Origin of the sequence: Novosphingobium sp. (assembly GCF_019748365.1) — a bacterium.
Taxonomy (GTDB): domain Bacteria; phylum Pseudomonadota; class Alphaproteobacteria; order Sphingomonadales; family Sphingomonadaceae; genus Novosphingobium.
Genome location: NZ_JAIEPN010000005.1, coordinates 20,121 through 39,261, shown reverse-complemented (window position 1 = coordinate 39,261; position 19,141 = coordinate 20,121). Strand labels below are relative to the sequence as shown.

The window sequence follows — 19,141 nt, the reverse complement described above, 5'->3', positions numbered from 1 at the left end:
AACCGGCTCAAGGCCTCCGCCACCCGCGGAGGCTTTTTGCATGTGCGGAAGGAATGAGCCGCGTGAGTGATGCGGTCGAAGCCGTCGTCTGGGATATTGGCCATGTGCTGGTGCAGTGGTCGATCCGCCATCTGTACGAGAAGCTGATCGACGATCCGGCTGAACTGGACTGGTTCCTCACCCACGTGACCACACTGCCGTGGCACTTCCGGCACGATGCCGGCGAGCCACTGGCGGACCTCATCGCGGAGAAAGTGACCGAATTTCCCGAGCACCGTGCGCTGATCGAAGCCTATGCCCCGCGCTGGCTGGATACGATCCCGGGGCCGATCGATGGCACGCCTGCCCTGGTCGAGGCGCTGGCTGCGAGGGGTGTGCCGCAGTTTTCGATCACCAATTTCGGCGCAGATACCTGGGCCATGTTCCGCCCCACTTTCCCTGTGCTCGATCACATGGGCGATGTGGTGGTGAGCGGTGTGGAACGGTTGATCAAGCCCGATCCGGCAATCTTCCATCTTGCCGCGCAGCGCTTTGGCCACGCGCCGGAGCGGATGCTGTTCATCGACGACAACCCGGCGAACATCGCAACCGCCGGGGCGCTGGGCTGGAATGTTCATCACTTCACACGCGGCGCGGCTGCGCTGGAGGCGGATCTGCGGGGGCTGGGGCTGCTAGCCTAGTCCGATCAGCGAGATCTGCCGCCCATAGCCTGCTTCCCCGGAATGGGTGGAGCGGCGGAACGAGTAGAAGCGATCGGCCTGCGCGTAGGTGTCCTCGCCCAGCATGCCGACAGTGCCGATACCAAAGGCCGCGAGGCGCGCGGCGACATAGCCTTCGAGATCGAACCAGCTGTGCCCGGCGCGGCCCGCCTTGAAGAAACGCGCGTTGGCTTCTTCTTCGGCGGTGAAGCGTGCCTCGAAGGCGGCGTCCACTTCGTAACTCTTCTGCGCAATGCAGGGGCCGACCACGGCGGCGATGCGCGCGCGGTCTGCGCCGAGCGCTTCCATGGCCTCGACCGTCCGGTCGGTCACGCCGCCGATGGCGCCCTTCCACCCCGCGTGGGCGGCACCGATCACGCCGGCTGCGGGGTCATGGAACAGCACTGGCGCGCAATCGGCGGTGAGCACGCCGATGAGCAGGCCGGGCTCCCGGGTAACCAGTGCATCAGCCCTGGGGCGGTCGGCATCGTCCCACGGCGCGGTGACGGTCACCACATCGGGCGAATGGATCTGGAAGCAAGTGAGGAGCCGCGCTCCCGGCAGCACCGCGTCCCTTGCGCGGCGGCGGTTTTCGGCGGTGTGGTCGGGGTCATCCTCGCTGTAGCTGACGTTGAGCCCGGCGTGGAGGCCAGTGCTCACCCCGCCGCGCCGGCCGAGGAAGCCGTGCGCCGCGCCGGCGAGCGCCGGGTGGGTCAGGGCTTCGGGCGCTTCTGTCATCCGTCCAGACTCTTGCTGACCTGCTCGCGCACATCGCGCGAAAGGCCGGGGGCGGCGGCGATGCGTTCGAGTTCGGCCCGCATCAGTGCGGCGCGGGCCGGTTCGATGCGGCGCCAGCGGCCGAGCGGGGGGACGAAGCGCGCTGCGACATTGCCGTTGATCGGATCGAGCTTGAGGATGAGGTCCGCGATCATCTTGTAGCCTGCGCCGCTGGCCGCATGGAACGCCTGCGGATTGGCAGCGAACGCCATATAGAGCGCGCGCACGCGGTTTGGGTTGGTCAGGGTAAAGTCCGGGTGATCGGCGAGCGCGGTGACATGCGCCAGCGTATCGGGATGGAGTGCGCCGGCCTGAATCGAGAACCACTTGTCGATCACCAGCGCATTGCCGGCAAAGCGGGCGTGGAAATCGGCGAGCGCGGCTTGGCGGGCTTCGTCGCATGTCGCAGCGCCGATCCCGGCAAGGACCATCAGCGCCCCTTGCCGGTCGGTCATGTTGTCCGCCGCGTCGTATTGCGCCTTGGCGCGGCGGGCGGCTTCGGCGGGGTCGCTCGCGGCGAGGTAAACCAACGCCTGTGTCTTCAGTTTGCGCGCGCCGCGGGCTGCGGCTTCGAGGCTGTAGGGCACGGCGGTGCAGCGATCATGCAGCGCGTGCCACTGCGCGGCCAGCTCGCTGCCGAGCCAGCGCTTCAGCGCCTCGCGCTCGGCATGGATGCGCGAGGGATCGGCCTGCGCGATCTGCTCGGCGATGTAGCCTTCGCCGGGCAGGATCAGCAGCTCGCCGCGCATCAGATCATCGAGCGCTGTGTCGGCCAGCACGGCGGCGTAGACATCGCGGATCGCGGCAAGGCCTTCGGCGCGGGCGGTGTCGGTCAGTTCGCCCGAGACAGCCGCGACGAGGTGGCGGACCATGAGCTGCTGCATCGCCTCGTAGCGCGCGAAGGGATCATCATCGTGCGCGGCGAGGAAGACGAGATCGGCGGTCGTCACGGCGGTGTCGATGGCCACCGGGGCCGAGAAACCACGGTTGATCGACAGGACCGGCAGCGCGGCAAAGCCCTCAAACCTAAAGCTCTGTTCAGCTTCAGTCAGGACAAGCAAATGTTCTCCCGCGTGTTTCCCGGTCGCGCGGTCGAACAGCGCGGTGCGCAGCGGGATGACCATCGGCTGCTTGTCCGGCTGGCCAGGCGTGGCGGGGACGGTCTGGCCAAGCGTGAGCGTGGCGGTATCGCCGGCGTGGGTCAGCGTGGCGGTCACGCGCGGGGTGCCGGCCTGTTCGTACCAGCGGCGGAACTGCTTGAGGTCGAGCCCGGCGCCGTCCTCGATCGCGCGGACGAAATCCTCGCAAGTTGCCGCCTCGCCGTCATGGCGATCGAAGTAGAGATCGGTGCCGGCGCGGAAGCGTTCGGGGCCCGCCAGCACTGTCATCATGCGGATCACCTCGGCGCCCTTGTTGTAGACGGTCGCGGTGTAGAAATTGCTGATTTCCTGATAGGAATCCGGGCGGATCGGGTGCGCGAGCGGGCCCGAATCCTCAGGGAACTGGGCGGCGCGCAGCACGCGCACATCCTCGATCCGCTTGACCGGGGCCGAGCCCATGTCGGCGCTGAACTGCTGATCGCGCAGCACGGTAAAGCCTTCCTTGAGGCTCAACTGGAACCAGTCGCGGCAGGTGACGCGGTTGCCCGACCAGTTGTGGAAGTATTCGTGCGCCACGACGCCCTCGATCGCGTCATAATCGCCGTCGGTCGCGGTTTCCGGGTCCGCGAGAATGTAGCGCGTATTGAAGACGTTGAGGCCCTTGTTCTCCATCGCACCGGCGTTGAAATCGGCGACGGCGACGATGTTGAACAAGTCGAGATCATACTCGCGGCCATAGACTTCCTCGTCCCAGCGCATCGAATCGATCAGCGCCTTCATCGCGTGCCCGGTGCGCGTCTCGTCGCCAGCGCGGACGTAGATGGCGAGATCGACGCGGCGGCCCGAGCGGGTGGTGAAGGTATCGCGCGAGGCGACGAGATCGCCCGCAACGAGCGCGAAGAGATAGGACGGCTTTGGCCAGGGATCGTGCCATTCGGCCCAGTGGGTGCCGTCGGCATCCTCACCCGAGGCGACGGGGTTGCCGTTCGAGAGGAGGACCGGGAAGGCCGCCTTGTCGCCGGTCATCCGCACCGAATAGACGCTCAGCACGTCGGGCCGGTCGGGGAAGAAGGTGATGCGGCGGAAGCCTTCGGCCTCGCACTGGGTGCAGAGCATGCCATTCGAGGCATAGAGCCCGGACAGCTGGGTATTCGCGGCGGGATCAATCTCGGTCTCGATGGTGACCTTGTGGCGGTCCCCCGGCAGGTCGATCACAAGCTGGCTGCCGTCCATGCGCCAATCGTTGTGCGCTGCGCCATCGACCAGCACCGTCTTGGCCGTGATGCCATCACCATCAAGCCGCAGAGGGCCGCGCGCCGCGCCATTGCGCTCCACCACCAGATCGGCGCGCACGCGGGTGGCAGTGAGCGAGAGTGCGAAATCGAGCGCAATTTCCGGCACCAGCCACTCGGGCGGGCGGTAGTCCGCGCGCTGGATGACGGGGGAGGGGACGGCGGGGGTGCTGGACAGATCGTTCATCCGGCCAATGTAGGGAGCGCCGCCGCAATCCGAAACGCAAAATCGGCGGGCCGGAAAAACTTCATGGGAGCGTGGGTGCTTGACGGCGGCACGGGCGGGTCGCACCCATGGCGAGATGCCAAGGGCGCAGGTGCGCACGGTGATGCAAGGGAAGACGATGAAGCTGCTCATCTTCGGCATGGGCTATACCTCGCAGGTGATCGCGGCTCGGCTGCGCGCGGCGGGCTGGGAGGTTGTTGGCACGGGGCGCGAGGGGGATTTGCGGTTCTACGACCGCGAGCCGGTGCTCGCCGCGCTGGCCGAGGCGACCCACGTGCTGTCATCGGTTCCGCCGGCGCGCGAGGGCGGTGATCCGGTGCTCGAGACGTATGGCGAGGCCCTGGCGGCGGCGCCGGCCCAATGGATCGGGTACCTTTCCTCGACCGGCGTCTATGGCGATGTCGGCGGGGCGTGGGTGGATGAAACCGCCGAAGTCGGCACCGGGCGGCGCTCGGCAAGGACGGCGGCGGACCTCGCATGGCAAGAGTTGGGCCAGCGGGCGCGGGTGTTTCGGCTGCCGGGGATCTATGGCCCCGGACGCAGCGCGCTTGACCGGGTGCGCGAGGGCCACGCCAAGCGCATCGCGCTCGAAGGACAAGTGTTCAGCCGCGTGCATGTCGAGGACATTGCCAGCGGCGTGATTGCCGGGATGGCGGGGCCTGCGGGCGTCTACAACCTTGGTGACGATGAGCCTTCGAGCCAGAACGCGGTGATCGAGGAAGCCGCGCGGTTGCTGGGGGTCACCCCGCCGCCGCTGCAGACGCTGAAGGAAGCCGCGCTCTCGCCCATGGCGCTGGCGTTCTATGCCGAGAACCGGCGGATCGCGAACGGCAAGGCCAAGCGCGTGCTGGGCTGGCAGCCGCGCTACCCGACCTACCGCGAGGGGCTGCGCGCTCTCAACGCCACGACCAGCCCGATCATCGCGAGTGCCGCGCCGGAACCGGCGAGCAGCGACCAGCGATAGCCTTCGAACGCCGTCGAGATCAGCATCGCGACCACGGGGACCAGCACGCCGTTATAAGCGGCCCGGCCGGGACCGAGCGCGCGGAGCAGGCCGTTATACATCGGGAAGGTGACGACCGTGCCGACGATGGCGAGATATGCGGCGCCGCCGGCATAGGCCAGAGTGAAGTCGAACTGCGGCGGGCCGGAGATGATCCACGCGATCGTGCCGTCGACCGTCGCACCGATCATCATGGCCCAGGCTAGCAGCGTCGGCACCGACTGGCCGCGCGCCATCGGGCTTGCCTGCACGACGTTGCCGACGGAGGCGAACATCAGCGCGATCATCACCATCAGCCCGCCGATGATCACCTTGGAACCCATCACGGCATTCTGGGCGAGCGCGATGCGGTATTCGTGCAGCATGAGCAGCGCGATGCCAGCGAGCGCGATGGCCGTGCCGAGCAGGAAGCCGCGCGTGATCCGCTGGCCGAGGAACAGGCGGGCCAGGATCGTGTTGGGCACCAGCAGCAGTGCAAACAGCACCGCGACGAGGCCCGAGGTGATATACTGCTCGGAGCGGTAGACGAACTGGAAGTTGAGGCTGAACACGCTGCAGCCCATCACCGCCGCCACGATCAGGCCCTTGCGGTCCGGCACCAGCGGCAGGCGCTTGAACGCGGCGAACACGAACATGCCGATGGCCGCGCCGGTGAAGCGCCAGGTGACCGACCAGCTCGGCGGCACATCGCCCAACTGGTACTTTATCGCGATCCAGGTCGAGCCCCAGATCAGCGCCGTGATCAGGAACGGGGCGAGGATGCGGGGCTCGAGGAAGCTCGCCTCGCCGCTTGTCTGATGATCAACGCTCATAGCGCCGCGATGGCGCGGGCGAGCGCTTCCACTTCGTGGGCCGGGCTGCTCCATGCGGTGACGAGGCGCGCGGCGCCGGGGGCGCCTGCAGGGGCGGCCCAGTCGTAGAAATCGAAGCCCTGCGCGCGCAAGGCGGCCTGCTCGGCGGGGGCGAGGATCACGAAGACCTCGTTCGCTTCGACCGAGTGGATCAGGCGGTCCCCGCAGGCGGCGGCAATTTCGCGCGCGGCGGCATTGGCGATGCGGGCGTTCTCGAGCCAGAGGCCATCCTCGATCATCGCGAGGATCTGTGCGGCAAGGTAGCGGCCCTTCGATTGCAGGTGCCCGGCGCGCTTGCGGGAAAAGCGGACGACATCGACCAGATCGGGCGCGAAGAACACGATGGCTTCCGCGCTCATGCCGCCGTTCTTGACGCATCCGAAGGTGAGCGCATCGACCCCGGCGTTCACGGTGACATCCGCCGGCGGGCAACCGAGGTGCGCGACAGCATTGGCAAAACGCGCGCCGTCCATGTGCAGGCCAAGCCCGCGCTCTTTCGCCAGAGCGCTGATCTCCGCGACTTCGCCGGAGGTATAGACGCGGCCGCATTCGGTGGCCTGCGTGATCGAGATCGCATGCGGCTGGACCTGATGGACGCCGGGGCGGATCGCATCGAGCACGGCGCGGATGGTATCGGGCGTGAGTTTGGCGCCCTCACCCTCCGCCAGCAGGAGCTTCGCGCCGTGCAGGAAAAAGCCGGGCGCGCCGCCTTCGTCCATCTCGATATGCGCCTCGCGGTGGCAGACGACGCCGCCGTGCGGCGGGACCATGGCGGAAAGCGCCAGGCAATTGCCGGCGGTGCCTGTCGCCACCCATAGCGCGGCGCAGGGGACGCCGAAGAGTTCGCTGAAGGCGGCGTCGAGCCGCGCCGAAAGGGCATCGCCATCATAGGCCGTGTCGGCCAAGTCGGCGGTTCGCATCGCGGCCCAGATGCGGGGGTGGACAGGGGCGGCGTTGTCGGAGAAGAACTTCATGGCCGCACCCCTTAACCGGCATGGCACGCCCGGGAAAGGGAGCATACCTTGGGAGGCCAAAAGCTATGGACGACCCCGCCATCACCTTGATCGATCACGGCGCCGAAGGCGAATACCAGGCCCGCGTGGCGGATAGCCCCGTCATAGGCCGCCTGACCTGGGTGCGCCACGGCGATGTGTTGACGGCTGAACACGCGCTGGTGCCGACCGAGATCGGCGGGCGCGGGATCGCCGGAAAGCTGGTCGAGGCGCTGATCGCCGATGCACGGGCGCAGGGCTGGAAGATCGTGCCCGAATGCAGCTACGTAGCCGCGGCGTTCCGGCGCCATCCGGAGTGGGCGGACCTGCTGGCGTGAGCTGCAGCGCCTTCAGGTCGGCGCGGGCACGTCTGCCGGGGCCGGTTCGCGCAGCAGCGGGACCAGTTCGTTGTTGAGGTCATCCAGATCGAGAGCGCCGGCCTTGGCAAACCGCAGGCGGCCAGACCGGTCGAAGACATAGTTGGTCGGGATCGAATTGTTGATCGGGGCGTATTTGCCCTTGATCGACCGCAGCGGGGTGAGGCGCAGGACAGCGAAGAGCTTCTTCAGTTGGCTGATCGGGACCGAGCTTTCGGTGGTCACGGCAAATACGCGCAGGCCATGCTGGCGTTGGGCGACATAGTAGGCGTCTAGCAGCGGCAATTCGGTCTTGCAGGGGCCGCACCAGGTCGCCCAGAAATTGAGCACGACGACCTGCCCGCGCAACTGGGCGAGCGTGATCTTCGTGCCATCGACCATCGTCATTTCAAGGGGAGGAGCAGGCTCGCCGACTTGCGGCTTGGCTGCGCCCATGCAGGCAGCCGCCGCTATGGCCAGCAATGCGAGCCGGCCTTGGCGGGCCATGGTTGCCTTCATCGCGGTCTCCCCCAAGCATCGAGGAGCGCTTTGCCCGCCCCCCGATGAGCGGGTCTGACTCCGCTGCCCTGCCGACGCAAGGGCCGACAGGGCAAACGTGCCAAACCGGATGCGATAGGTGGTCCCTCCCCCCGGAGTTGGCCCCGGGAGGAGGGACCATTGCGTCAGATCAGGATGCCCTCGCCCGGCGCAGCAACATCAGCCGCGCGGAACAGCAGATTGTCGAAGCCGACGTAATCGTTGGTCGCCGCATTGCCATCGTTGGTCGAGAATTCGAGGCGCTGGAGGCCATCGAAGGTATCGAAGCTGACGGCCTGCGCGGAGCCGCTGCCCACGATGATCGTCTCTTCGGCGACGAGGTTGAACCCGTCTGCATCCGAATAGCCGCGAATGGTGACCGCGACGCCATCGCGGAACGCTGCGGAGAACGCGCCGCCGAGGAAATCGAATGCGTCCGCGTTGGTGATCACCACCGGGGCGCCGGCGGCCTGTCCTTCATAGCCGGCGACTTCGAAGTTGTTCGCCTCGGCAATGAAGCCGATGTTGGTGCCCGAGGCGGCCGCGTAGCCGGGCAGGCCGCCATCGACATGATAGGCCCCGGCCTGTGAGAAGGTGAAGCCCTGGTAGGTGCCGAGGACGGTTTCCCCGCCCGGCGCGAGCACGATGTCATCGAAATCGAGCGTTACCGTAGGCGGAGTATCGTGGAAGGTGAGGTTGTCGATACCGAAATAGTCGCGCGTCGCCGCATCGTTGTCGTTGGCATTGAACTCGATGCGGGTGGCGCCGGAGAAAGTGCCGAAATCGAGGCCATCGGCAAAGCTGACGAGGCTCTGCGCAGCGATATCCACGGTCACCGTCTTTTCGCCGATGAGGATCGTGCCGGCCTGATCGGCATAGGCGCGGATGGTGACGACGAGACCATCGCGGAAGGCCGAGGACAGCTCGATCGTATCGAGCGTGAAGGGCTGCTCGCGGCTCATCACAAGGGCGCTGCCCGCGGCAGCATCGTCATACCCGCCGACTTCGTTGTTCGCGGCCTCTGCAATGAAAAGGATGTTCTGGCCGGAGCTGGCGACATAGCCGGGGATCGCGCCATCGGGATTGTAGACGCCGGCCTGAAGCCAGTTGAAACCGCCGTATCCATTCGCAAGGCGGGTTTCACCGCCTTCGCCAAGCGCCAGCGAATCGAAGGTGAGCGTGGTTGCAGGATTTGCCACTTTTTTGGTTCCCTATGTTCGTATCTCCGCGCCGCAGACAAACCAATACGGAGAGGAAAACTTACGAAAAATTAGGAAATGGCATTGATCCGGCGTTCACCAAACCGGGGCGCAAGGCGGCCGCACGCAGAGCACGCGCAAAGCCGCGCTGCAAGCGGGACAGGATTGGCGGGAGGGGGGAAATGGTGCTGCTGGGGAGGATTGAACTCCCGACCTCAGCCTTACCAAGGATGCGCTCTACCACTGAGCTACAGCAGCACACCATTTCCGCCAGCATCACAGCTGGTGCCCACATCCGGCAATCCCGGGGCAGGCAGGCGCGCGCTTTGGCGGTGGGGCATGCGTTTGTCAAGGACAGGCTTGCAGGCTTTGCCTTGGCGCGGCAGAGACGGCGGCGATGACCGACAAGACCCCCGCATCCGAAGACAAACCCGCGCTGACCCGCGAGGAGCGGCTGGCGCAGCGGCTGCGCGAGAACCTGCGGCGCCGGAAAGCGCAGGCGAGGGCGCTCGATGCGATGGGGGAAGAGCTGCAGCCAAGGTAGTGCTTGGCTGCGCCAAAGCGCCCCTTCCCAAATGCGCAGGCGGGCGCTAGGTCCGCCGCCTTGTTTCATCCGCAGCTTGCGAAGGACGACGATGCCCCGCCTGATCCTGATCCGCCACGGCCAGTCGCAGTGGAACCTCGAAAACCGCTTCACCGGCTGGTGGGATGTGGACGTGACCGAGAAGGGCGCGGCAGAGGCCTTTGCTGCGGGCGAACTGCTCAAGGCCAAGGGCATCCTGCCGACGACAGCGTTCACCTCGCTGCAGAAGCGCGCGATCAAGACGCTGCATCTGGCGCTGGAAGCGGCGGGCCGCATCTGGATCCCCGAGGACAAGGACTGGCGGCTCAACGAGCGGCACTATGGCGGCCTCACCGGGCTCGACAAGGCGGAGACCGCGGCCAAGCACGGTGACGAGCAGGTCAAGGTGTGGCGCCGCAGCTTCGATATTCCGCCGCCGCCGCTGGAAGCGGGGAGCGAGTTCGATCTCGCCAGCGACCCGCGCTATGCCGGGATCGATGTGCCGAACACCGAGAGCCTCAAGGACACGATCGCCCGCGTGCTGCCGTGCTGGGACGAGAAGATCGCCCCGGCGCTGCGCAGCGGCGAGACAGTGCTGGTCTCCGCCCACGGCAATTCGCTGCGCGCGCTGGTGAAGCACCTTTCGGGCATTTCGGACGCCGATATCACCGGGCTCGAGATTCCGACCGGGCAACCGATTGTCTATGAGCTCGACGACAACCTTGCCGAGATCGAGCGCTACTACCTTTCGGAGCGCTGAGCCGCTTCGGACGAGAGGGGATGTGAGGGGATGACTGAAGGCGCGGCAAAAGTCGCTATCGTCATGGGCAGCCAGTCTGACTGGGAGACCATGCAGAACGGCGCCGCCGTGCTCGAAAAGCTGGGCATTGCGCATGAATGCCGCATCGTCTCCGCGCACCGCACGCCGGATCGGCTGGTGGCCTTTGCCAAGGGCGCGGCGGCGGAAGGCATTCAGGTGATCATCGCAGGCGCAGGCGGCGCGGCGCACCTGCCGGGCATGATTGCATCGATGACACATCTGCCGGTGCTGGGCGTGCCGGTGCAGTCCAAGGCGCTGAAGGGCATGGATAGCCTGCTCTCGATCGTGCAGATGCCGGGCGGCATTCCGGTCGGCACCCTCGCCATCGGCGCGGCAGGGGCGACCAATGCGGCGCTGCTGACGGCCTCGATCCTCGCGCTGAACGATCCCGCGCTCAGCGAGCGGCTGGTGGCGTGGCGTGAGGCGCAGACCGCGTCGGTTGCGGAAAGGCCGGTCTAGGCAGATGATCACACCGGGCGAGACCATCGGCATCCTCGGCGGCGGCCAGCTCGGCCGGATGATCGCGCTTGCGGCGGCGAACCTCGGCTATCGCTGCCATGTCTATGCGCCCGAGACGGATTCGATCGCGGCGGATGTCTGCGCGGGGTTCACGTGCGCGGGATGGTATGATGCCGAGGCGCTCGCCGCTTTCGGCAAGAGCTGCGCGGTGGTGACTTACGAGTTCGAGAACGTGCCGGTCGCGCCACTTGCCGCGCTGGGGGATGTGGCGCTGCATCCGGGAACGCGCTCGCTGGAAGTGGCGCAGGACCGCGCGGCGGAGAAGCGCTTTGTCGAGGCGTTGGGCGGACGTCCGGCGCCCTGGGCCAAGGTAGACAGCGCCGAGGATCTGGCAGCGGCGATTGCCAAGATTGGCACCCCCGGCATTCTGAAGACCCGGCGCGATGGCTATGACGGCAAGGGCCAATGGCGCATCATGACGCCGGCTGATGCCGAGGCGCTGGAGCTGCCCGGTGTGCCGCTCGTCTACGAAGGCTTCGTGGCATTCGATGCCGAGTTTTCGGTGATCCTCGTGCGCGGGGCGGATGGCGACGTGCGCTTTTGGGATTCGGCGCAGAACGGGCACAAGGCGGGCATTCTGAGCCAGTCGGTGGTGCCGGCGGGTGACATGGTGAGGGCGCAGGTTGGCGCGGCTCGCGCGCTGGCGAAACAGGTTGCGGATGCGTTGGGCCATGTCGGTGTGTTGACCCTGGAGTTCTTCGCCACCGCCGAAGGCCCGGTGTTCAACGAAATGGCGCCCCGCGTGCACAATTCGGGGCACTGGACCATCGAGGGCGCGCTCACCTCGCAGTTCGAGAACCATGTGCGCGCGATCTGCGGGCTGCCGCTGGGTTCGACCGATCTGTGCGCGGCGGGCGTGGTGATGGACAACCTGATCGGTGACGAGGCGCATGACTGGCCGGCGATCCTTTCCGACCCCGCCAACCACTTGCACCTCTACGGCAAGGCGGCGGTGCGGCCAGGGCGCAAGATGGGCCATGTGACGCGGCTGGTGCTGTAGATGGCGGGGTCTATCTTCTTGATCATTGCACGTGCGAGCGATGGAACGATTGGCGACAAGGGCACCCTCCCGTGGAAATTGCCCAATGATCTCAAGCACTTCAAGGCTCTGACCATGGGCCGGCCGATGATCATGGGGCGCAAGACCTTTGCCTCGCTGCCGGGGCTGCTGCCGGGGCGGCGGCATATCGTGCTGACGCGCGATACCGGCTGGTCCGCACCGGGGGCCGAAGTGGCGCACGATGTGGCAGGCGCGCTGGCGCTTGCGGGGGACGGCGAGGTGGCGGTGATCGGCGGGGCTGATGTGCTGGCGCAGTTCGAAGGGCTGGCGCAGCGCTACGAGTTGACCGAGGTGCACGGTGACTACGCCGGGGATACGGTGCTGCCCTATCCCTCGGCGCCGTGGCGCGAGACGGCGCGGGAGAGCTTTCCGGCTGACGGCGCCTATCCTGCGCATGATTTCGTGACGTTCGTGCGGGGGGCGGCCTGATGCGCCTCCATGCCAGCGAGCCCATGCCCGAGGCGCTGCGCGGTGCTGTCATCGCGCTGGGCAATTTCGACGGGTTTCACCTTGGCCATCAGGCCGTGGCGGGCGAGGCGGTGCGCTGGGCGCGCGAGATGGGGCGGCCGGCGATCATCGCGACGTTCGATCCGCATCCGGTGCGCCACTTCAAGCCCGATGCGCCGCCGTTCCGCCTGACCACGCTGGACCAGCGCGAGGCGCTGTTCACCGCGGCCGGGGCGGATGCCATGCTGGTGTTCGCCTTCGATGGCGCGCTGGCGGCGACGACGGCGGACTCCTTCGTGCGCGATCTCTTGGCCGAGCGGCTGGGCGCAGCGGCGGTGGTAACGGGCGAGGACTTCACCTTCGGCCGGGCGCGCGGTGGCAACATCTCTGTGCTGCGCGAAGTGGGGGCTGAAGTCGGGCTGCAGACGCGCGCGGTCGGGCCGGTGCTGCTCGATGGCGAAGTCGTCTCCTCCAGCCGCATTCGTGAGGCGCTGATTGCGGGCGATCCGCAGGAAGCCGCGCGGCTGCTGACGCGGCCCTTCGCCATCAAAGGCCCGGTACAGCACGGCGACAAGGTGGGGCGGACGATCAATTTCCCGACCGCCAATCTGGATATCGGCACCTACCTCAGGCCGCGCTACGGCATCTATTCGGTGACGGGGCGCCTGCCGGATGGCCGGGTGCTGAAAGGCGCCGCGAACATCGGCATCCGTCCGACCTTCGATCCGCCCAAGGAACTGCTCGAGCCGCATTTCTTCGATTTCTCGGGCGATCTCTATGGGCAGGAGATCGAAGTGGCCTTCCACCACTTCCTGCGCGGCGAGGCGAAGTTTGACGGCCTCGACGCGCTGGTGGCGCAGATGGGGCGCGATTGCGACGAGGCGCGGCGGCTGCTCGCTCACATCGGCGGGTAGGCGATCATCACGCTGAGCACGTAGCCGCCCCAGAACGCGGTCGGCACGATCAGCCATGGCGCGCGGGATTCGCGCCCGCGCATGATGAACATGACAGCGACCGCGACGATCAACGTGACGACCGTGCCCCAGAACGCGGCCTGGTTGCGCTGCAGGCCGCTCGTGTAGAACGGATAGGCTATGCACAAAGCGGCGAGGGCGAAGGGCGTCCATGAACGCCAGCCGGAATCGCCGCTGCCGCGCACATAGACCCAGCGCGATGCGCCCATCAGGCCGAGCAGCACGGTCCAGATCAGGCCGACGACGGCACCGGGCGGGATCATCGGCATCTGCCGCCCGCTGGGTGTCGCCCAGCCGATGGCGAAAAGGAAGCCGTTGATCGCGATGGTGGCCGCGATCAGGACCGCGACATTCAGGGCCAATGCGCCGCGCCCTTCGGCCCTGAGGAATGCGGTGCTGAGATCGGGGGCGGGCATGTCGGGTTCCTTCGGGGATGCGGGATGGAAGCATAGGCCTTGGCAGCGTTTGTGCGATCCATAATTTGCAGGAATCCGGGCGCGGCGCTAAGGCCCGCCGATCATGACCGAAGCCCCTGACTACCGCTCGACCGTCTTCCTGCCGAAGACCGATTTCCCGATGAAGGCCGGCCTCCCCCAGAAGGAGCCGGGCATTCTGTCGCGCTGGCAGGACGAGGGGCTTTACCAGCAGCTGCGCAAAGCCCGTGCGGGCGCGGAGAAGTTCATTCTCCATGACGGCCCGCCCTATGCCAACGGCGACATGCATATCGGCCATGCGCTGAACCATATCCTCAAGGACATGGTGTGCCGCACGCAGAGCCTGCTCGGCAAGGACGCGCCCTATGTGCCCGGCTGGGATTGCCATGGCCTCCCCATCGAGTGGAAGGTCGAGGAAGAGTATCGCAAGAAGAAGAAGAACAAGGACGAGGTCCCGCCGGTCGAATTCCGCGCCGAATGCCGCGCCTATGCCCAGAAGTGGGTGGATGTGCAGCGCGAGCAGCTGAAGCGGCTCGGCATCCAGGGCGATTGGGACCACCCGTACCTGACGATGGACCCGGAAGCGGAAGGCACCATCGTTGCCGAACTGCTGAAGTTTGCGGAAAGCGGCCAGCTCTATCGCGGCGCGAAGCCGGTGATGTGGTCGCCGGTGGAAAAGACCGCGCTTGCCGAGGCCGAGGTCGAGTACGAGGACATCGTCTCGACCCAGATCGACGTGGCGTTCGAGATTGTTGAGTCGCCCAACACCGGCCTGCTTGGCCAACTTGTAGGCCAAGGCGAGCCGGTTTTTGCGGTGATCTGGACCACGACGCCGTGGACCATCCCGGTAAACCAGGCTTTGGCCTATGGACCCGACATCGACTACGTCGGCGTTTGCAGTGGGAGTGGCCCGAACCTGATCCTCGCAAAGGAGCTGATCGCCCAAGCAGCGTCGCGTGGATGGCTAAACGCGAGTGACCTGAAGGTATTTTGGGAAGGCAAAGGCTCCGACCTCGCCGGAACCATCTGCCGCCACCCGATGCACGCGCTCGGCGGGTTCTTCGCCAAGCCGCGCCCGATGCTCCCCGGCGATTTCGTTACGACCGACAGCGGCACGGGCCTTGTCCATATGGCGCCGGATCATGGCGAGGACGACTTTGCGCTGTGCAAGGCGCACGGGATCGAGCCGGTGTTTGCGGTGCAGGGCGATGGCAAGTACCGCGAGGACTGGGGCTGGCTCGGCGGGCAGGGCTCGGTGATCAATCCCAAGTTCAATGCGCCCGATGGCCCGATCTGCGAAGACTTGCGCGCAGCAGGCGGGCTGCTGGCAGCGAGTGCGGATTACAAGCATTCCTACCCGCATTCGTGGCGCTCGAAGGCCAAGGTGATCTATCGCTGCACGCCGCAGTGGTTTGTGCCGATGGATCGTCCGATTGCGCATGGTGTCTCGACTTCGCTCGACACGAACGGGGGAGAGAACAGTTCATCAAAGCCGTTCGCGTCGAGCGAAGTCGAGACGCCGGGTGCAACCCTGCGCCAGATCGCCATGCAGGCCATCGCCGAAACGCGCTGGGTGCCCGAAAAGGGCCGCAACCGCATCGGCGCGATGGTCGAGGGGCGGCCGGACTGGGTGCTCTCGCGCCAGCGCGCGTGGGGCGTGCCGATCACGCTGTTTGTGGATCGCAAGACCGGCCAGTACCTCAATGATCCCGCCGTCAACGCGCGGATCGTTGCAGCGGTGCGCAGCGGAGGCGTCGATGCGTGGTCCGAGGAGCGCGCGCAGGAGTATCTTGGCGCCGACTACAAGCTCGAGGACTACGAGCGCGTCACCGACATTCTCGACGTGTGGTTCGATAGCGGCAGCACGCATGCCTTCGTGCTCGAATCGGGCAAGTGGCCTGATCTGCTGCGGCCTGAAGGCTGGAGCGGCCCGCATGCCGATCTCTATCTCGAAGGCAGCGACCAGCATCGCGGCTGGTTCCAGTCCTCGCTGCTGGAAGCCTGCGCGACGCGGGGCCATGCGCCCTACAAGGCGGTGCTGACCCACGGCTTCACGATGGACGCCAAGGGCATGAAGATGTCCAAGTCCCTCGGCAACACGATCTCGCCCATCGACCTGATGAAGGAATATGGCGCGGATATCCTGCGGCTCTGGGCGCTCTCGGTCGATTTCACCGAGGACCATCGGATCGGGAAGGAAATCCTTCAGGGCGTGGCGGACCAGTACCGCAAGCTGCGCAATACGTTCCGCTATCTGCTGGGCGCGCTGGATGGGTTCGATCCTGCGGCGGAAGGCGTGGAAGCGGCGGATATGCCGGAGCTGGAGCGCTATATGCTCCACCGGCTGGCGGAGCTGGATGCAACGCTGCGGCAGGCCATCGCGGACTTCGATTTCAACACCTACACCCGCGTGCTGATCGATTTCTGCAACGAGGACCTCTCGGCGTTCTTCTTCGATATCCGCAAGGACTGCCTCTATTGCGACGCGCCGACGGACCCGAAGCGGCGCGCCTATCGCACGGTGCTCGATGTGCTGTTCCACACGCTGGTGCGCTATGCGGCGCCGGTGCTGGTGTTCACGAGCGAGGAAGTGTGGACCACGCGGTTCCCGGATCGGGGCAGCGTGCATCTGGAGGCGCTGCGCGAAGTTCCCGCCGAGTGGCGCGATGCGGCGCTGGCCGAGCGGTTCGAGGGGCTGCGCGCACTGCGCAACACGGTGACCGAAGCGATCGAGCCGCTGCGCCGCGACAAGGTGATCGGATCGAGCCTGCAGGCCGAAGTGACTGTACCGTCGGGTGCGCCAGAGTGTGACCTCGCCGAACTGTTCATCACGGCACAAGTGACGCGTGGGGAGGGCGCGGCGGTGGAGATCGTGCCGACTTCCTACCACAAATGCGGCCGCTGCTGGCGGCATCTGCCCGAAGTCACCGAAGACGGCGCGCTTTGCGCCCGGTGCGACGATGTGGTGGCGGGGCTGCCGGCATGAGGAGCCCCGATTCCCTGCGCGCGGCGGGCTTTGGCCTGGCGCTGGGCGTCTTTGCGCTTGACCGCGGAATCAAGGCGCTGGTGGCGGGGCCGCTCAACCTGCAGGCGATCAGCGTGATCAAGCTGCTGCCGTTCTTCGATCTGCGCTGGACCGAAAACTACGGCGTTTCCTACGGCATGTTCACTGCGGATTCGAGCGAGACCAAGCTTGCGCTGCTGGCGATGACCGGACTGATCGCACTTGGCGTCGCAGTGTGGATGCTGCGCGAGAGGGTGCTGGGCGATATCCTTGCGCTGGCGCTGGTGCTGGGCGGGGCGCTGGGCAACATCTATGATCGCTACACGCGCGGCTATGTGATCGACTATGCCGATCTGCACATCGGCCAGTGGCGCCCGTTCCTGATCTTCAACCTTGCCGATGCGGCGATCACCCTTGGCGTGCTGATACTGCTTGCCCGGTCGCTGCTTTCGCGCGAAAAGCCCGCCGAAGCGGCGGATGCTGACAATGATACCGCCCCAGATACCGGCACGGAGACTGTTTGATGCGTAAGTCCACGACGATCCTGTTGCTTGCCGGGGGCGCTACCCTTCTGGGCGCGTGCTCGCAGGGGGGCTCGCTGTTCAATCGTGTCCGGCCCGATGAATTCGCGGTGAGCCGTCAGGCGCCGCTGGTGGTTCCGCCCGATTTCTCGCTGATGCCGCCCAACCCGGGTGCGCCGCGCCCGCAGGATCTGGATAGCTCGAAGCAGGCGCTCGATGCCCTGTTCGGCGGCCCGGCACCGCGCAGCGCGGTGGAAACCGATGCGCTGGGCAAGGCAGGCGCTTCGGCAGTGAGCATCCGCAGCGTGGTCGGCGATCCCAAGACCAAGACCGTGGCCAAGGGCGCCACGGTGCGCGATATCCTCGCCGCGCCGGAAGGCGACGGGCGCGAGGCGCGGGCCAGCACGGCGGGTTGATCAGCCGTCGAGCACCGGTGCGGCGTGGGCGGGTTTGACTTTGCTCGCCAGCAGCTTGTCGATCTTGCGGCCGTCCATGTCGACCACTTCGAAGCGCCAGCCCTGATCGTGGAAGTGCTCGCCTTCCGAGGGCAAGCGTTTCAGCACGGATAGCGCGAAGCCGGCGGCGGTGGCGAAATCGCGGTCTTCGGGCAGCTCGATCGAGAGCCGGTCCGCAAGCGCATCAGCCGGGAGCGCGCCCGATAGCAGGAGCGAGCCGTCCTCGCGTTCGACCACCATCGGGCTGTCACCCTCATCGCCATGCGCGACGAAATTGCCGACGATGGCATCGAGCAAATCGGCCGGGGTGACGATGCCTTCGAGGTGGCCGTATTCATCGTGGACGAGCGCGATGGCGACTTCGGCCTGCTGGATCACGCGCAGCGCGTCCATCGTATCGAGCTGATCGGGCACGATCGCTGGCTTCTTCATCAGCCGCGCGAGCATGACCTTGCGGCCGCGCAGCAGCACTGAAAGCACATCGCGCACCTTGACCACGCCGACCACATTGTCGACCGAGCCATCGGCAACGAGCAGCAGCGAATGCGGGCTATCCGCGATGGCGGCGCGCAGTTCAGTCTCGGGCGCGCGGCGCTCGATCCAGTGGAGCTCGGTGCGCGGGGTCATCACTTCGCGCACAGGGCGGTCGGCGAGGCGCATGATGCCGGTCATCAGCGCGCGTTCGTCCTCCTCGATCACGCCGGAGCGGGTCGCCTCGGCAAAGATCATGTGGAGTTCTTCGGCGGTGACATCCTGCTCGCTGGTGCGGTTCACCCCGAACAGGCGCAGCAGCAGCGAGGACGAGCTGTCGAGCGTCCAGACGAACGGCGCGGTGGCGCGGGCCATGAGCTGCATCGGTGCGGCGGCGACGATGGCAATGGGCTCGGCGGCGCGCAGGGCGAGCTGCTTGGGCACGAGTTCGCCGACCACGAGGCTGAGGTAGGTGGTGATCGCGATCACCAGCACGAAACCGACGATGGGCGCCCATTCGCCGGGCAGGCCAAGCGCGGCGAGGCGCTCACCAGTCGGGCCGCCGAGGCTCGCGCCCGAATAGGCACCCGCGACAATGCCGATCAGGGTGATGCCGATCTGCGCGGTCGAGAGCAGCTTGCCGGGGTCTGCCGCAAGTTCGAGCGCGAGTTTCGCACCCTTGCTGCCGCCCTCCGCCGCAACCTTGAGCCGGGCGGGGCGTGCCGAGACGATCGCCAGTTCCGTCATGGAAAACAGGGCGTTGAGAAGGACCAGCCCAAGGATGATGAAGGCGTCTGGCCAAGGATAAGGGGTCACGGCCAAGGCGCTAGCAGATTTGCGCTC

Annotated in this window: 20 protein-coding genes and 1 tRNA gene; 12 read left to right on the top strand and 9 right to left on the bottom strand. The window is 66.5% G+C overall.

The features are described from left to right. The first annotated feature begins 62 nt into the window (after positions 1-62). Positions 63-680: an HAD family phosphatase gene (locus tag K5Q19_RS01540; RefSeq protein WP_292940242.1), complete on the top strand. Its 618-nt coding sequence runs from the start codon at positions 63-65 to the stop codon at positions 678-680. Here the strand turns inward: K5Q19_RS01540 and pgeF are convergent. Together pgeF and pepN are read right to left on the bottom strand one after the other, a co-directional pair. Then, a complete protein-coding gene (gene pgeF, locus K5Q19_RS01535; RefSeq protein ID WP_292940239.1) occupies positions 672-1,436 on the bottom strand; it encodes a peptidoglycan editing factor PgeF in 765 nt (254 codons plus the stop codon). The two genes, K5Q19_RS01540 and pgeF, sit on opposite strands and share 9 nt — an antisense overlap. Further along, positions 1,433-4,054, bottom strand: a complete 2,622-nt coding sequence (pepN, locus tag K5Q19_RS01530; protein WP_292940236.1) for an aminopeptidase N — start codon at positions 4,052-4,054, stop codon at positions 1,433-1,435. The genes pgeF and pepN overlap by 4 nt, the downstream gene beginning before the upstream one ends. A gap of 157 nt (positions 4,055-4,211) precedes the next feature. Here pepN and K5Q19_RS01525 point away from each other — a divergent pair, with 157 nt between their 5' ends. After that, a complete protein-coding gene (locus tag K5Q19_RS01525; protein ID WP_292940233.1) occupies positions 4,212-5,057 on the top strand; it encodes an SDR family NAD(P)-dependent oxidoreductase in 846 nt (281 codons plus the stop codon). Here K5Q19_RS01525 and K5Q19_RS01520 read toward each other — a convergent pair. Together K5Q19_RS01520 and K5Q19_RS01515 are read right to left on the bottom strand one after the other, a co-directional pair. Beyond that, entirely contained in the window at positions 4,967-5,908 is a 942-nt protein-coding gene (locus tag K5Q19_RS01520; protein ID WP_292940230.1) for an EamA family transporter, read from the bottom strand. The genes K5Q19_RS01525 and K5Q19_RS01520 overlap by 91 nt on opposite strands. Continuing rightward, positions 5,905-6,921, bottom strand: coding sequence for a beta-eliminating lyase-related protein (locus K5Q19_RS01515; protein ID WP_292940227.1), 1,017 nt, complete (start codon positions 6,919-6,921; stop codon positions 5,905-5,907). The genes K5Q19_RS01520 and K5Q19_RS01515 overlap by 4 nt, the downstream gene beginning before the upstream one ends. A gap of 65 nt (positions 6,922-6,986) precedes the next feature. Here K5Q19_RS01515 and K5Q19_RS01510 point away from each other — a divergent pair, with 65 nt between their 5' ends. Continuing rightward, complete coding sequence (locus K5Q19_RS01510; RefSeq protein WP_292940224.1) at positions 6,987-7,277, top strand: GNAT family N-acetyltransferase; 291 nt, start codon at positions 6,987-6,989, stop codon at positions 7,275-7,277. Positions 7,278-7,289: 12 nt separating this feature from the next. Here the strand turns inward: K5Q19_RS01510 and K5Q19_RS01505 are convergent, their stop codons facing one another. The 3 genes from K5Q19_RS01505 to K5Q19_RS01495 all read right to left on the bottom strand — a co-directional run bounded on the left by K5Q19_RS01505 (position 7,290) and on the right by K5Q19_RS01495 (position 9,289). Further along, the gene (locus tag K5Q19_RS01505; protein WP_292940221.1) at positions 7,290-7,802 is read right to left on the bottom strand and encodes a TlpA disulfide reductase family protein; all 513 of its coding nucleotides are present in this window, start codon (positions 7,800-7,802) and stop codon (positions 7,290-7,292) included. Positions 7,803-7,978: 176 nt separating this feature from the next. Continuing rightward, positions 7,979-9,031, bottom strand: a complete 1,053-nt coding sequence (locus tag K5Q19_RS01500) for a hypothetical protein (RefSeq protein WP_292940218.1) — start codon at positions 9,029-9,031, stop codon at positions 7,979-7,981. A 183-nt stretch (positions 9,032-9,214) separates the two neighbouring features. Beyond that, positions 9,215-9,289 (bottom strand) — tRNA-Thr (locus K5Q19_RS01495). Between the two features lie 139 nt (positions 9,290-9,428). Here K5Q19_RS01495 and K5Q19_RS01490 point away from each other — a divergent pair. From K5Q19_RS01490 to K5Q19_RS01465, 6 genes are all read left to right on the top strand, one after another. Continuing rightward, complete coding sequence (locus K5Q19_RS01490; RefSeq protein ID WP_292940215.1) at positions 9,429-9,575, top strand: hypothetical protein; 147 nt, start codon at positions 9,429-9,431, stop codon at positions 9,573-9,575. 91 nt (positions 9,576-9,666) lie between these two features. Beyond that, entirely contained in the window at positions 9,667-10,353 is a 687-nt protein-coding gene (gene gpmA, locus K5Q19_RS01485) for a 2,3-diphosphoglycerate-dependent phosphoglycerate mutase (protein ID WP_292940212.1), read from the top strand. Between the two features lie 30 nt (positions 10,354-10,383). After that, the gene (gene purE / locus K5Q19_RS01480; RefSeq protein WP_292940209.1) at positions 10,384-10,872 is read left to right on the top strand and encodes a 5-(carboxyamino)imidazole ribonucleotide mutase; all 489 of its coding nucleotides are present in this window, start codon (positions 10,384-10,386) and stop codon (positions 10,870-10,872) included. A gap of 4 nt (positions 10,873-10,876) precedes the next feature. Next, positions 10,877-11,932 (top strand): 5-(carboxyamino)imidazole ribonucleotide synthase, encoded by a 1,056-nt coding sequence (locus K5Q19_RS01475; protein WP_292940205.1) that lies wholly within the window; start codon positions 10,877-10,879, stop codon positions 11,930-11,932. Further along, on the top strand, positions 11,933-12,421 hold the full coding sequence (locus K5Q19_RS01470; RefSeq protein WP_292940203.1) for a dihydrofolate reductase: 489 nt from the start codon (positions 11,933-11,935) through the stop codon (positions 12,419-12,421). Beyond that, complete coding sequence (locus K5Q19_RS01465; protein ID WP_292940326.1) at positions 12,418-13,353, top strand: bifunctional riboflavin kinase/FAD synthetase; 936 nt, start codon at positions 12,418-12,420, stop codon at positions 13,351-13,353. Before K5Q19_RS01470 ends, K5Q19_RS01465 begins: the two co-directional genes overlap by 4 nt. Here the strand turns inward: K5Q19_RS01465 and K5Q19_RS01460 are convergent. Further along, entirely contained in the window at positions 13,338-13,829 is a 492-nt protein-coding gene (locus K5Q19_RS01460) for a TspO/MBR family protein (RefSeq protein WP_292940200.1), read from the bottom strand. The two genes, K5Q19_RS01465 and K5Q19_RS01460, sit on opposite strands and share 16 nt — an antisense overlap. Before the next feature lie 103 nt (positions 13,830-13,932). Between K5Q19_RS01460 and ileS the strand changes: the two genes are divergently transcribed. The 3 genes from ileS to K5Q19_RS01445 are packed head-to-tail and all read left to right on the top strand — an operon-like array spanning position 13,933 to position 17,788. Then, positions 13,933-16,833, top strand: a complete 2,901-nt coding sequence (gene ileS / locus K5Q19_RS01455) for an isoleucine--tRNA ligase (protein ID WP_292940197.1) — start codon at positions 13,933-13,935, stop codon at positions 16,831-16,833. Then, positions 16,830-17,375, top strand: coding sequence for a signal peptidase II (lspA, locus tag K5Q19_RS01450; protein ID WP_292940194.1), 546 nt, complete (start codon positions 16,830-16,832; stop codon positions 17,373-17,375). Before ileS ends, lspA begins: the two co-directional genes overlap by 4 nt. Then, positions 17,375-17,788, top strand: coding sequence for a DUF3035 domain-containing protein (locus K5Q19_RS01445; RefSeq protein ID WP_292940191.1), 414 nt, complete (start codon positions 17,375-17,377; stop codon positions 17,786-17,788). The genes lspA and K5Q19_RS01445 overlap by 1 nt, the downstream gene beginning before the upstream one ends. Here the strand turns inward: K5Q19_RS01445 and K5Q19_RS01440 are convergent, their stop codons facing one another. Beyond that, positions 17,789-19,114, bottom strand: coding sequence for a hemolysin family protein (locus tag K5Q19_RS01440; protein WP_292940188.1), 1,326 nt, complete (start codon positions 19,112-19,114; stop codon positions 17,789-17,791). It abuts the gene before it with no gap. Positions 19,115-19,141 lie beyond the last annotated feature (27 nt).

Excerpts from the sequence above, each read along its gene's own strand:
- pgeF (WP_292940239.1), bottom strand. The coding sequence starts at position 1,436 with ATGACAGAAGCGCCCGAAGCCCTGACCCACCCGGCGCTCGCCGGCGCG.
- pepN (WP_292940236.1), bottom strand. The coding sequence starts at position 4,054 with ATGAACGATCTGTCCAGCACCCCCGCCGTCCCCTCCCCCGTCATCCAG.
- K5Q19_RS01525 (WP_292940233.1), top strand. The coding sequence starts at position 4,212 with ATGAAGCTGCTCATCTTCGGCATGGGCTATACCTCGCAGGTGATCGCG.
- K5Q19_RS01520 (WP_292940230.1), bottom strand. The coding sequence starts at position 5,908 with ATGAGCGTTGATCATCAGACAAGCGGCGAGGCGAGCTTCCTCGAGCCC.
- K5Q19_RS01515 (WP_292940227.1), bottom strand. The coding sequence starts at position 6,921 with ATGAAGTTCTTCTCCGACAACGCCGCCCCTGTCCACCCCCGCATCTGG.
- K5Q19_RS01510 (WP_292940224.1), top strand. The coding sequence starts at position 6,987 with ATGGACGACCCCGCCATCACCTTGATCGATCACGGCGCCGAAGGCGAA.
- K5Q19_RS01505 (WP_292940221.1), bottom strand. The coding sequence starts at position 7,802 with ATGGCCCGCCAAGGCCGGCTCGCATTGCTGGCCATAGCGGCGGCTGCC.
- K5Q19_RS01490 (WP_292940215.1), top strand. The coding sequence starts at position 9,429 with ATGACCGACAAGACCCCCGCATCCGAAGACAAACCCGCGCTGACCCGC.
- gpmA (WP_292940212.1), top strand. The coding sequence starts at position 9,667 with ATGCCCCGCCTGATCCTGATCCGCCACGGCCAGTCGCAGTGGAACCTC.
- purE (WP_292940209.1), top strand. The coding sequence starts at position 10,384 with ATGACTGAAGGCGCGGCAAAAGTCGCTATCGTCATGGGCAGCCAGTCT.
- K5Q19_RS01475 (WP_292940205.1), top strand. The coding sequence starts at position 10,877 with ATGATCACACCGGGCGAGACCATCGGCATCCTCGGCGGCGGCCAGCTC.
- K5Q19_RS01470 (WP_292940203.1), top strand. The coding sequence starts at position 11,933 with ATGGCGGGGTCTATCTTCTTGATCATTGCACGTGCGAGCGATGGAACG.
- K5Q19_RS01460 (WP_292940200.1), bottom strand. The coding sequence starts at position 13,829 with ATGCCCGCCCCCGATCTCAGCACCGCATTCCTCAGGGCCGAAGGGCGC.
- ileS (WP_292940197.1), top strand. The coding sequence starts at position 13,933 with ATGACCGAAGCCCCTGACTACCGCTCGACCGTCTTCCTGCCGAAGACC.
- lspA (WP_292940194.1), top strand. The coding sequence starts at position 16,830 with ATGAGGAGCCCCGATTCCCTGCGCGCGGCGGGCTTTGGCCTGGCGCTG.
- K5Q19_RS01445 (WP_292940191.1), top strand. The coding sequence starts at position 17,375 with ATGCGTAAGTCCACGACGATCCTGTTGCTTGCCGGGGGCGCTACCCTT.